The sequence below is a fragment of the Agromyces sp. H17E-10 genome (assembly GCF_022919715.1).
GTDB lineage: Bacteria > Actinomycetota > Actinomycetes > Actinomycetales > Microbacteriaceae > Agromyces.
Genome location: NZ_CP095042.1, coordinates 3,094,097 through 3,106,168, shown reverse-complemented (window position 1 = coordinate 3,106,168; position 12,072 = coordinate 3,094,097). Strand labels below are relative to the sequence as shown.

Sequence of the window (12,072 nt, the reverse complement as noted above, 5' to 3'; positions counted from 1 at the left end):
GGTGCGCGGCGAATCGGCAGAAATGACCAATTCGGCAGGGGCCGCGGGTCACCGATGGGGGCCGCGGGACACTACGGGGGGGCCGCGGGTCACGGCGGGGCACCACGGGTCACGCCGACGGTGCGAGCCCGTTCGCGTAGGCGTAGGCGGTCGCCGCCGAGCGGCTGGGCACGCCGAGCTTGGCGAGGATGCTGCCGACGTGTCGCGCCACCGTCCGCTCGCTGAGGAACAGCTGCTCGGCGATCTGGCGGTTCGACCAGCCCCGGGCGACGAGTCCGAGCACCTCCCGCTCGCGGCGGCTGAGCCCGGCGGCGGGACCGTCGGGTCCCGATGGCGCCGCCACCCGCTCGAGGCGCGCGAGGTCGGGTACGGCGCCCAGCGCCTCGAGGACGCTGCGGGCCGCGTCGAACTCGAGCTGCGCGCCCTCTTCGTCGCCGGCCCGTCGGGCGGCGCAACCGATCAGCACCCGGGTGAGGGCCGCGTCGTACGGGGCGTCGAGCCGTCGCCACAGCATCCACGCGGTGCGGAGGCGCGAGGCGGCCTCCGCAGCACGCCCCTGCGCGACGGCGACCTCGCCGGCCGCGCGCGCGGAGAGTGCCCGCAGGTACACCACGTCGCCGAACGCGTCCGCCCAGGTCGCGAGCTCCGCGGCGGCGGCCTCGGCGTCGTCGATCCGCTGTCGGTCGATCGCGACATCCACCGATGCGGCGAGCAGCTCGGCCCGCGTCGCGGGGTCGTTCACGGCCGAGCGGGCGCGTTCGAGTCCGCGCCAGGCCGTGTCGAGCTCGCCGGCGTCGCGGTGCAGGAGCGCCAGGCCCGGGTGCACCTCTCGCCCGAGCCGCGCCGCCTCGCGGTACGCGTCGCCCGCCTCGGCAACCCTCCCGGTCACCCGGCGCAGCTCGGCGAGGCGGTACCAGGCGTTGGCGAGCGTGTCGGTGCGCGTCTCGGTGGCGCGCACGTGGTCGGCGGCGCGTGCGGCCGCGTCCCACTCTCCCCCGATCTGCATCACGGTCGCCCGGTGCAGGGTGCACTCGCCGCGGAACGGCTCGAGCCCCCGCTGGGCGTCGCACCAGTCGCCGAGCTCGCGCGTCCACGTGCGGGCGCGCTCGAGGTCGCCCCGCGCGAGCAGGCTCGCGATGACGGCGCAGTACGCGGGGCCGGCGGCCCGGTCGCTGACGCGCCCGGTGCCGATGAGGAGCATCACCCGGTCGAGGGCGGCGACGCCCTCCTCGAAGCGCCCGAGCACCATGAGGGCGCGGCCTCGCCCCATCGTCGCGAGCGTGTCGAGGTCGCCGTCACCCGCGGCGTCGGCCAGCTCGGCCGCATGACGGTACAGGGGCTCGGAGGCGGCCACCCGGCCCTCCGCGAAGGTCGCGTGCGCGCGCAGCACGGCCTCGAACGCCTCGATGCGCGGGTCGCCCGCGCCGCGCGCGCAGAGCTCGAAGAGCCGCGCCATCCACGTGTTCGCCTTGACGAACTGGCCGTGCTCGCCCAGGGTGAAGCCGAGCCAGAACGCGCAGCGCACCGCGGCGGCCAGATCGCCGTCGTCGAGGTAGCGCAGGTGCGCCCGCTCCCAGGCCCGCTCCGACACCTCGTCGCGGCCGACGAACCACGCCGCCTGGCCGAACTCGTCGAGTTCGCCCGCGTCGAGGCTCGCCTCGGCGGCGGCGAATCCGTCGAATCTGCCGGTCCAGTCGACGACCGGGGCATCCCTGATCGTCATGGTGCCAGTATCGGCGCGTGGGCGGCGCCCGGCAAGGGCGATCGGCGAGGCTCTCACCACGAGGCGGATGCCTCGGAGCGAGTTCCGCTCGCTCCGAGGCATCCGCCGTCACGGGGTGTGCCGGTGGCCGCGATACGCGCTTCGCGCTACTCGACCGGCCGACGGATCACTGCTTCTCCCACGGGCCCCACTGCGCGGCGCCGGGCGTGTCGCCCTGGGTCCACCACTTCGCCTTGTAGGTCGCACCGCCGTAGCTGACGACGCTGCCGGCGACGTACGCGGTCGTCGCGCTCCAGGCCGCGACCCCACCCGTGCCCGGGTCGGTGCCGCCGCCCGTGCCGGGATCGGTGCCGCCGCCCGTCGTGCAGGTGCCGGCGAGCGCCCAGACGTCGTTCGTGCCGGGCTGGTTGCCCTGCGTCCACCACTTGGCCGAGTACTCCTTGCCGTCGTACGAGACCTTCTGGCCGCCGGTGTAGACGGCGGTCGCGCTCCACGCGGGCGCGGTGCAGTCGCCGGTGCCGCCGCCGGTGCCCGGGTCGGTGCCGCCACCCGTGCCGGGATCAGTGCCCCCGCCCGTGCCGGGCGTGTAGACCGGGTCGGATGCGGGGCCGGCCGTGGCCGCGCGCAGCTTGTCGGCGAGGGTGCCGATGAGCTGTCCCTGGCGGTCGCCGTCGAGCTCCCACCACATGCCGCCGCCGAGGCCGAGGTCGGCGATGTACTGCGACTTGCGCGTCGTCGACTGGGCGTTGTCGTAGCTCCACCACTGGTTGCCGTCGTAGCGCCAGGCCGCGCCGATCGCGGCGTCGTAGTGGTCGGTGCCGAGGGTCTTCAGCTTGTCGTAGTCCTCGTTGCCCTTCTCCCACGTACCGGGGGCCGCGCCCGTCGCCGGACCCCACGCGTTCACCGAGGTGGCGCCCTGCCAGCCGCGCCCGTAGGCGGCGAGGCCGATGCCGAGCTGCTTCGGCGAGATGCCGGTCTTCAGGTACTCCTTGACGGCCTTGTCGACGCTGAACTTCTTCGCCGCCGGCCGGGTGTCGGCCGGGTCGTCGAAGAGGTTCGCCTGGTGACCGGTGAGGGTCGGGTCCCACGCGCCGTGCAGGTCGTAGCCCTGCACGTTGCCGTAGTCGAGGTAGCGGAAGTTCTCGGGGTTGTTCCAGCCGCCCGCCGCGATGTCGGACGGGTTCGCCGGCAGGAACGCCGAGAGCTGGTACGGGTGCCCGTTCTCAGCCGTCAGCGCGTCGAGCTGGGTACGGAACTCCTTGAGGAGCAGCGTGAAGTTCGCCTTGTCGTTGACCTCGTCGACGTAATTGCCGACCTCGCCGTTCTGCGAGCCCGGCCACTCCCAGTCGATGTCGATGCCGTCGAAGACGCCCGCAGCCGCGCCCGTGCCGCCGCGCCCGTCGATGACGGGCAGGTTGCCGCGCAGGTAGAGGTCGACGCAGCTCTTCACGAACTTCTTGCGCGACGCGTCGGTCGCGGCCGCCTTCGAGAAGTTCTTCGACCAGGTCCAGCCGCCGATCGACAGCATGACCTTGAGCTTCGGATGCTTCTGCTTGAGCTGCTTGAGCTGGTTGAACGAGCCCGCGAGCTTCTGGTCCCAGGTGTCGGCGACGCCCGCGACCGAGTTCGCGGCCGTGTAGCCCATGCCGAAGTCGGCCCACGCGTCGCCCGCGCCGTCGGAGCCCGTGGGACCGGTGCCCTGCGCCTTGTTCGCGATGAAGCAGGTGAGGTCCTGGTAGTGGATGTTGCCGAACGCGTAGTTGATGTGGGTGAGGTCGTCGGCCGCGCCCGAGGTCTCGAGCTGCTTGACCTGGAACGCCCGGCCGTACACGCCCCACTGGGCGAAGTAGCCGACGTTGCGGTAGCCGTTGACGGCGCTCGGCGCGGTCGCGGGCGACTCGGCGGCGATCGCCGGCGCGGATCCGACCGCGGCGAGTCCGGCGATCATGGCGCCGGTCGCGAGGGTGGCGAGCGCAGAACGCAGGCCACGTCGCGAGGTTCTCTGATTCTCCATGGTGTCCTTCGGTGTCCTTCGTGTGATGGGGAACGGGCGCTGGCGCGCCACTGGACATGGCCAAAGCTACGAAGGGATGCCGCACCCCGGCGTCCGCACGATCCACATGATCCGCGACGGGGCCGGCACCGGGTACGCAGGACTACGTAGTCCGGCACGCCCACGGGCGGGAGTTCCGTTCGCCGGAACCCCCGCCCGTGGCATCCGATTCGATCAGCAGGCCTGCGCTTCGCCCCAGACCGCGGCGCTGCCGGGCGTCTCACCCTGCGTCCACCACTTCGCCGTGTACTCGGCACCGCCGTAGCTGACCTGCTGGCCGCCCGTATACACGGAGCTCGCGCTCCAGGCGGCAGCATCGCACGTGCCCGTGCCACCGCCGCCCGTGCCGCCGCCGGTGCCGCCGCCCGAGCCGCCGCCGGGCTCGACGACGCTCGCCCCACGGGGCAGGTCGTAGAGCGCCGCGTACGTCTCGGTGCCGATCTTCACGCGCAGGTTCGAGAGCTCGGCCATGGGCAGGCGCCAGCTGAGCTTCGTGAAGACGCTGCCGCCGGCGGGGATGCCGCCCGAGGGCACCTTGATCGTGTACGTGTGGAAGTCGCCCTTCAGGCCACCCACGTTCGACCCGGTGTGGTCGCTCGAGACCTTCGTGATGCCCCACCCGTTCTGCTCGCCCATCGCCCCGGTGTCGCTCGTCGCGGTGTCGAACGTGATCGTCGATCCGGCGGGGATCGCGGTCTTCGAGTTGTTCGTGAACGTCACCTTGGGGTTGATCGGGTAGTTGTTGTCGCCGAGGGCGAACTCCGAGTACTTGACCTGCAGGTCGATCGCCTTCGCGGGCATCGCGACGTTGGCCTTGGCCGCGTCGTACGGCTGCGACGCGGCGAGGCGGTCGTGCAGCAGCGAGACGAGGGTCGAGCCCATCTGGTACTGGCCCTTCTGGGTGTTGTACGAGTAGTCGCCCGCGAGCTCCCAGATCATGGCGCCGCCGATGCCGTTCTGGGCGATGTAGTCGGCCTTCGCGCCGATCGCCTGGTCGGCGTCACCCGAGAGGAACGTCTTGGTCTGGTCGTTCCACCACCACTCGGTCTTCGTCACCGAGTCGAAGTGGTGCGTGTACGAGCCGGCGATCGTCGTCGGAGCGCCGTACGACGCCGTGTAGTCGCCGACGACGCCCTTCTGCAGGTTGAGGACGTGCCAGATCGGGTTGGCGCCCGCGCCCACCTCGGCCCCGGTCTTGTCGAGGTCGTGCCACAGGTTGTTGATGCCGACCGCGCCGTTGCCGCACTTCGAGGTGCCGCCGAGGGTCGGGCCCGTGCCGGGCGGGCACTTCGTCTGGTCGGGCAGCGGCGCCTTGCCGTAGAGCCCGTTCGTCCCGCCCTGCACACCGTCCCAGCCGCGGGTGTAGAACGGCACGCCGACGTTGATGCGGCCGGGCTGCATCGCCCCGCGGAAGTAGTGGTACGCCCAGTCGGTGTTGAGGTACCCGATGCCGTTGTAGGCGCCGTAGACGCCGCCCGCCGCGAGCTCGGGGTCCTTGCCGTCGTCGAAGAGCGGGCCGTTGCCGCCGACGTAGTCGTTCCACGAGCCGTGCAGGTCGTAGCTCATGATGTTGACGTAGTCGAGGTACGGGGTCACCTGGTACATCTCGGCACCGCGGAGGAGCCACCCCGAGGCGGGTGCTGCGACCGTGAGCAGGTAGTGCTCGCCGTCGGCGGCGCCGGCCCGGTCGAGCTTCTCGCGCAGTGTCTTCATGAGCGACTCGTAGCCGGCCCAGAGCTTCGCGCGACGCGGCTCCGAGAACGAGAAGTCGTCGGGACTGCCGGCCTTGCCGTTCGAGTTGGCGTACTCGTAGTCGATGTCGACGCCGTCGAAGCCGTAGGTGCGGATGAACTGCACCGCCGAGTCCGCGAACGCGTCGATCTTCGCCTGCGAGTCGGTGAGCGCGTAGAAGCCGCCGTCGGCGACGCGGTTGCCGTCGGCGTCGAAGTGGCCGCCGGTCTCGGCCCAGCCGCCGACCGAGACGAGCGCCTTCACGCCGGGGTTCTGCTTCTTGTACTTCGTGAGCAGGTTGAAGTGCCCCTGGTACGGCAGCGTCGGGTCCATCTCGGCGCCGGCGACGCCGGGCCAGGTCATCTTCGTGGAGGCGTTGCCCGCGACGTCCTGGTTGACCGAGACCTTGCCCTGCCCGTCGATGTGGGCGAAGGCGTAGTTGATGTGGCTGAGCTTCGTCCACGGGATGTCGCTCGCGAGGTACCGCGGCTGGCCGTTCTGGCCCGTGCGCCAGTTCGTGAAGTAGCCGATGACGCGGTGCTCGAGCCCGTTGGGCAGCTTCTCGCGGCCCTGCTCGTCGTAGACCGTGCAGTAGGGCACGTTGACGCCCGGGGTCTGGTAGAGCCCGTCGGGACGGCACTTCTCGTCGGGGTTCGTCGTCCACGGGCTACCGCCGGGGTCCGGGGTCGGCGTGGGCGTCGGCGTGGGCGTCGGGGTCGGCGTGGGCGTCGGCGTCGGGGTCGGCGTCGGCGTCGGCGTCGGCGTCGGCGTCGGCGTCGGGTTGACCGTGCCGCAGGCGCCCTGCGACTCCCACGGGCCCCACTGCTCGGTGCCGGGCACGTTGTTCTGCGTCCACCACTTGGCCTTGTAGTTCACGTTCTGGTACGAGGCGAGCTGGCCGCCCGTGTACGTCGCCGTCGACGACCAGGCGGGCTCGCACGCGGTGGTCGCGGCGGTCGCGGCTGCGGCGCCGGCGAACCCGAGGGTGCCGATGAGCGCCAGGCCCGAGACGATCGCGCCCGCACGGAAGCGGGCGCGTTGAGAGAGTGTGCGCATTCGAGTCCTCACTGACTGGGGATGCCGCGGCGGAGGCCGCCCGGTGGCTCGACGCTATCCAGGCCGGCGCGGCCCGCGCGTCCGTACGACCCCGCATACGCAGGACTACGTACACGCTCGGCCGAGCGTCGAGTCCTCAGCGCAGGGCCTGCGCGGCGTGCGCCATGCGGTGCGCGAGGACCGCGAGCTCGACCCGCGAGTGCACGTCGAGCTTCTGGAAGACGCGCCCGACGTGCACCTCGACCGTGCGCACCGACACGTAGAGGCGGCCCGCCGCGTCGCGGTTCGACGCGCCCTCGACGACGAGCATGGCGACCTCGAGCTCTCGCTCCGTGAGCACGTCGGCCCACGCGGCGCGGCACGCGGCGAGCGGGTCGTCGACTCCGGACGGATGCGCGGCGGCGGGGGCCGGCGCGGCGCGGTCGACCGGGGAGACGGCGAGCGCCGTGAACTCCCCGTGCGACGGACGCCCGCCGACGCCGACCGATGCGGTCGCGGACGCGTGCGCCGTCGCGGTCGCGGTCGCGGTCGCCTCGAGCAGGCGACGCTCGTCGGCGACCGCGGCGAGCCAGGCGTCGGCGCCGGCGTCGCCGAAGAGGTGTTCGGCCGCGAGCAGGTGCCGCGCGGCGCGATCGGGGGCCCCCGCTTCGCGGCAGGCACGGGCGAGCATGAGCTCGGTGCGGGCGCGTTCGTACGCCGAGGCGATCGCCCGGCCGCCCTCGACCGCGGCGAGGTAGTCGGCGTCGAATCGCTGCCGGTCGGTGCTGCGCATGCGCCGCCGGAGTTCGCTCGCGAGCACCGCGTCGGGCGGTCGCCGCACGGGGGCGAACTCGGCACCGGAGCGGTCGCAGGCGTCGAAGGTGTCGCGGGCGTCGCGGGCGTCGCTCGGACTCCAGTCGACCGCCGCATCGAGGCCGGGCACGTGCAGGCCGCCGCAGCCCCGGTCGAACTCCGCGGCGAGCGCCACGAGCGCGGACGCCTCGCTCCGGGCTCCGGCGAGGTGGGCCGTGATCGCACGATCGATGAGCTCCTCGGAGCGCACGGCGCCCGCCGTGGGCGGCCGGGCCGCCTCGATCGCCCGGGCGAATGCCGACACCTCCCCCGTCGCGATGATGTCGATGCGTCGGGCGAGCGCTGCGCCGAGCCCGCTGAGCGGCAGCGCGACCGGCAGGTCGGCGGCACCGCGCGCGAGCGCCTGCGCCGCACGGCGTACGTCGCCCGACCACAGCTCCAGCAGGCTCGTCGTGACGGCGCGCGCCGCGCGCATGAGCGGGGAGCGGTCCTCGCGCGTGAGGGTCGGGTCTCCCGGCACCTCGCGAACGGCGCCGAGCCAGCGCACGGCGCCAGCGGGGTCGCCGGCGAGACCCCGTTCGAGCGCCGCGGCGACGGCGCGCGCCCCGCCGATGACCTTGATCGCCCCGGTCGATGCCGCCAGGGGCCCGCCGTCGGGACCGGCCGCGGCATCCGTCTCGAGGCCGAAGAGGGCGCACCACGCGGTGCCCGACTCGAGCGACGCGCGGTCGAGGCCCCAGGCGTCGGTGATGGCACGGGCCTGGTCGAGACGATGCCGCGCGGCCGCCATGGCGCCCCGCTCGGCGAGGAGCCCGGCCGCCGTCGCGAGCGCGCGGGCGAGGTGCAGCCGGAGGCGATGCAGTGCAGCGTCACCGGACGGGCTCGACGGCGTGGTCGCGCCCGCGAGCGCCGCGAGCCGGTCGTCGAGCTCGACCTCGGGGACGTCGCCCTCGAGTCCCGCGCGCGCCGTGAGGTAGTCGGCCAGCACCGCCGTGCGCGCCGTCTCGTCACCGTGCTCGAGCACGCGGTCGAGCCAGGTGCGCGCATCGTCGACGTGTCCGCCGTGCAGGGCGGCGCGGCCGGCGAGGCTCCAGGCCGTGACGGCTTCGGCGCCGTACGCGTGGCTCGCCGCCTCGCGGGCGACGGCGTGCGCCCATTCCGACTCGCCCGCGGCATCGGCCGACTCCGCGATCTCGAGCAGCGGAGCGACGAGCTCGCGCGACCCCTCGAGGGTCGCGAGCGAACGATGCCAGACGGCCTGGCGCTCATCGCCGAGCACGGTGCACGCCTCGGCGAGTGCGGCATGCGCCGCCGTGCGTTCGGCGAGGGTCGCTGCGCCATGTACCCACACCCGCATGCGCGGATCGGCGAACGCGAAGTGGCCGGCCACGAGCAGCAGGTGGCGGCTGACCTCGCCGTCGATGAGTTCGGCCATCGGCCGGCCCGATGCGGCGAGCAGCACGTCGATGCGGTCGTCGACGCAGACCGCGGCGACGATGAGCAGGTTGCGCTCCCAAGCGGCCAGCCGTGCGCCGCCGGAGGCCATCGCGACCTCGATCGCGGGCACCGAGGGCAGCGGATCGGGCAGCACGGCATGGCCGAGGCGCTGGGACTCGCGCAGGAGCCCCGCGACCTCGATGATGGCGTCGGCGTCGCCGCCGAGCGCGAGCCCGAGCCGGGCCGCGACGTGCGGGGCCGCGACGAGGCGGTGCCGCGCGAGCAGTTCGACGACCGCGCGGGTGTCTTCGAAGGCCTCGACGGGCGAGCGGTGCCGTGCGGGCGGTCGGGGGTGCTCGGGTGTGCTCGGCATTGCCCCTCCGCTCGCTCCGTCGGTCGCGTGGGGTTATGTTAGCAACATTTACAAAGTCGTCGCGAGCGTCGGCGCACTCCGCGCAACTCCCCGTTCGAGGGGGACGCCGCGGTCAGTCGCGCGGGCTCAGGAGGTAGGCGTTGAAGCGGGCGGTCTCGGCCGCATCGAACGGTACCGGCGCGCCGTCGAGCGCGGTCACCCCGGCGGCCAGCCGCACGCTCGAGACGAGCCACATCGCGTCGGCGGTCGCGAGCTCGGCGACGGGGATGTCGCGGTACGCGGTCGTGCGCCCCTCGCGCTCGAGGAACTCGAAGAGACTCAGCTGGGTCGTGCCGCGCAGGATCGCCCCGCTCGGCTCGGGCGTCGAGTACACGTCGCCGTGCCGCAGGATGACGCTCGAGGTCGGCCCCTCCATGACGAACCCGTCGCTCGAGACGAACAGCGCGTCGTCGGCCCCCCGGCGCTTCGCCTCGCGGATCGCCGCCATGTTCGTCGCGTAGCTCAGCGTCTTCGCGCCGAGGAGGAGCCACGGCGCCGTCGCGGCGGCGTCGTGGGCGAGGCCGCGGTCGAGCGAGACGACGCGGATGCCGCGTTCGCGCGGCGCAGTGAAGTCGGCCGCGGGCGACGCCGCGAGCCAGGCGGTCGGCGCGGGCCCGTGCTCGACGCCACGGCTGAGGACGAGCTTGAGCGCGAACTCGCCCCTCGCGGGCAGCTGCGCGACGGCCGCCCCGATCGCCGCGCGCCACTGTGCGAGATTGGGCTCCGGCAGTTCGCAGATCGCAGCCGAGTTGCGCAGGCGCTCGAGGTGGGGCTCCGCCTCCTGTGCGTGGCCGTCGACGACCGCGAGGGTCTCGAAGATGCCGTCGCCGCGCTGGGTCGAGAGCTCGCCGACGCGCAACGCCGGCTCCGAGGCATCCACGGCATGGAAGGTCGCCTCGAGGTCGACGGCGGGTGCGTCGGCGGCGAGCGGCGCGATGAGGAACGTCACGTTCTCGGGCATGCCCCCAATCGTACGGGCGGATGCCGCGATGCGATGCGCTACCGTACGGTGCATGCACGCGCTCGGCACCGGTGAGATGAGCCGGGCGTCAGGGCTCTCGCGCAAGGCGCTGCGGCTCTACGAGGCGAGCGGCCTGCTCGTGCCCGCCGAGGTCGACGCCCGCACGGGCTACCGCAGCTACGCGCCCGACCAGGTCGCGCGCGCCCGGACGATCGCCCTGCTGCGCCGCATCGACCTGCCCCTCGCCCGCATCGGCGAGCTGCTCGAGGCGCCCCCGGCAGCGTCGCGCGAACTGCTGCTCGACTGGTGGGCGTCGCAGCGCGACGACTTCGCAGCCCGCAGCCAGGCGGTCGACCGGCTGGCGGCGGAGCCCCGCGGCGCGACCGGGCTCGAGCCTGGAATCGCCGTCGAGGCCGACCGGCTCGAGCGCGTCCGCTTCGAGCTCCGGCCCGACACCGCGGTCGCGAGCATCGCGCGCACCGTCGAGCAGGCCGAGCTCGTGCCGAGCTTCGTCGCCGACGTGCTCGAGCTCCGGGCGCACCTCGAGCACGAGGGAGCGACCCCGGCCGCGGGCCACTGGGTGATCTTCCACTCCCCCGTCGGCGATCGGCTCGCCGGACGCATCGAGACCGCCGTGCCGTTCACCGGGCGCGCCGCACCGACCCGCAGCATCGGCCTGCGCGTCGAGCCGGCGACACGGTTCGCCGTCGTCGACGTGACCGCTCGGGAGGTCGCCTACCCGTCGCTGCTCGGGTTTTACGACCTCGTGCACGCGGCGGCGAGCGCCGAGGGCGGTGCCGATGCCGACGGCGCGCCCCGCGAGTGGTACCCGGGCGCCTGGCCCGACGACCCCGAGGCGGTGGCGATGCAGGTCGCGACCCCCGTCGCGCGGATTGACCCGGCCCCCGGGGCCGACCCGATGATGGCCTCATGACCGCACCCTCCGTCACGATCGACGACGCCCGCCACTCGCCGTACTCCGACCCGGGCGCGCACCGTGCGCTCGTCGCCGCCGTCGACCCCTCGTTCGACGCGATCCACCGGGCCGTGACCCATACGATCGCGCACTACCGCGCCGACGAAGCGGTGACCGCCGACCAGCTCGCCGACGTCGACCGGCGCTGGGTCTCGTCGATCCTCGACGCCGCCGTCGACCGCGCCGACGGTGCCCTCGACGCTGAGCGCCCGCCGGCCGCACGCGTCGGCGGCTGCTGCCGCGACCATTCGATCGTCGCGGTCTCGATCCTGCGCGAGCACGGGTTGCCTGCCCGCACCCGGCTGGGTTTCGCGGGCTACTTCACGGCCGGTTTCCGGCACGACCACGTCGTCGTCGAGACCCGGCGCGACGGCCGCTGGGTGCGGTTCGACCCCGAACTGGATGCAGCGGACTCTGAGTTCGACGTGCACGACCTGCCGACCGGCCTCGGGTCGCCCTTCGAGACCGCCGCCGAGGCGTGGCTCGCACACCGGGCCGGCCAGCTGGATCTCGCCGCGTACGGCGTGGCCCCGGGGCATCCGGTGTCGGGCCCGTGGATCGTGCACGGGTACGTGTTCGGCGACCTGGCCCACCGGATGCGCACGGAGCTGCTGCTCTGGGACGGCTGGGGTGTGCTGGACGCGCCCGGCGCACCGATCGGCGCCGAGTCGCTCGGGCTGGCCGACCGCATCGCGGCCCTCACGGTGGGCGCGGACGCCGGGGATGCCGCGGCCGAGGCCGAACTCGCCGACGTCTGGCGCACCGACGAGCGAGTGCACGCGGGTCGCGTGATCACGACGTTCTCGCCGGTTCGCGGCTTCGGCACCGTCGACCTCGAGTCGCGCGCCACCGAGTGGGCGGGCGCCGGGACGTGAAAAGGCCGGCCGCAGAACGCCTCTCGGCGCGAGGCCGCTCGGAGCGGCGAATTTTG

The 12,072-nt window shown here is 73.5% G+C and carries 7 protein-coding genes; 2 read left to right on the top strand and 5 right to left on the bottom strand.

Features of this window, described 5'->3' with window-relative positions; genetic code table 11:
* Positions 1-109 precede the first annotated feature (109 nt).
* The 5 genes from MUN74_RS14060 to MUN74_RS14035 form a co-directional block, all read right to left on the bottom strand.
* On the bottom strand, positions 110-1,723 hold the full coding sequence (locus MUN74_RS14060) for a helix-turn-helix domain-containing protein (RefSeq protein WP_244853023.1): 1,614 nt from the start codon (positions 1,721-1,723) through the stop codon (positions 110-112).
* A gap of 166 nt (positions 1,724-1,889) precedes the next feature.
* On the bottom strand, positions 1,890-3,737 hold the full coding sequence (locus MUN74_RS14050; protein ID WP_305038255.1) for a glycosyl hydrolase family 18 protein: 1,848 nt from the start codon (positions 3,735-3,737) through the stop codon (positions 1,890-1,892).
* A gap of 213 nt (positions 3,738-3,950) precedes the next feature.
* Entirely contained in the window at positions 3,951-6,563 is a 2,613-nt protein-coding gene (locus MUN74_RS14045) for a glycosyl hydrolase family 18 protein (RefSeq protein WP_244853021.1), read from the bottom strand.
* Positions 6,564-6,699: 136 nt separating this feature from the next.
* Positions 6,700-9,165 (bottom strand): helix-turn-helix domain-containing protein, encoded by a 2,466-nt coding sequence (locus MUN74_RS14040; RefSeq protein WP_244853020.1) that lies wholly within the window; start codon positions 9,163-9,165, stop codon positions 6,700-6,702.
* A 112-nt stretch (positions 9,166-9,277) separates the two neighbouring features.
* Positions 9,278-10,165, bottom strand: a complete 888-nt coding sequence (locus MUN74_RS14035; RefSeq protein ID WP_244853019.1) for an aminodeoxychorismate lyase — start codon at positions 10,163-10,165, stop codon at positions 9,278-9,280.
* 52 nt (positions 10,166-10,217) lie between these two features.
* On the opposite strand from MUN74_RS14035, the gene MUN74_RS14030 reads away from it, so the two are divergent.
* Together MUN74_RS14030 and MUN74_RS14025 are read left to right on the top strand one after the other, a co-directional pair.
* Positions 10,218-11,099 carry a MerR family transcriptional regulator gene (locus tag MUN74_RS14030; RefSeq protein ID WP_244853017.1) on the top strand — a complete coding sequence of 294 codons (882 nt, stop codon included), beginning with the start codon at positions 10,218-10,220 and terminating at the stop codon, positions 11,097-11,099.
* The gene (locus tag MUN74_RS14025; RefSeq protein WP_244853015.1) at positions 11,096-12,016 is read left to right on the top strand and encodes a transglutaminase-like domain-containing protein; all 921 of its coding nucleotides are present in this window, start codon (positions 11,096-11,098) and stop codon (positions 12,014-12,016) included. Before MUN74_RS14030 ends, MUN74_RS14025 begins: the two co-directional genes overlap by 4 nt.
* The last annotated feature ends 56 nt before the right edge of the window (positions 12,017-12,072 follow it).

What these genes read in the sequence shown, in the direction of transcription:
- MUN74_RS14060 (WP_244853023.1), bottom strand. Translation starts at nt 1,723, where the DNA reads ATGACGATCAGGGATGCCCCGGTCGTCGACTGGACCGGCAGATTCGAC.
- MUN74_RS14050 (WP_305038255.1), bottom strand. Translation starts at nt 3,737, where the DNA reads ATGGAGAATCAGAGAACCTCGCGACGTGGCCTGCGTTCTGCGCTCGCC.
- MUN74_RS14045 (WP_244853021.1), bottom strand. Translation starts at nt 6,563, where the DNA reads ATGCGCACACTCTCTCAACGCGCCCGCTTCCGTGCGGGCGCGATCGTC.
- MUN74_RS14040 (WP_244853020.1), bottom strand. Translation starts at nt 9,165, where the DNA reads ATGCCGAGCACACCCGAGCACCCCCGACCGCCCGCACGGCACCGCTCG.
- MUN74_RS14035 (WP_244853019.1), bottom strand. Translation starts at nt 10,165, where the DNA reads ATGCCCGAGAACGTGACGTTCCTCATCGCGCCGCTCGCCGCCGACGCA.
- MUN74_RS14030 (WP_244853017.1), top strand. Translation starts at nt 10,218, where the DNA reads ATGCACGCGCTCGGCACCGGTGAGATGAGCCGGGCGTCAGGGCTCTCG.
- MUN74_RS14025 (WP_244853015.1), top strand. Translation starts at nt 11,096, where the DNA reads ATGACCGCACCCTCCGTCACGATCGACGACGCCCGCCACTCGCCGTAC.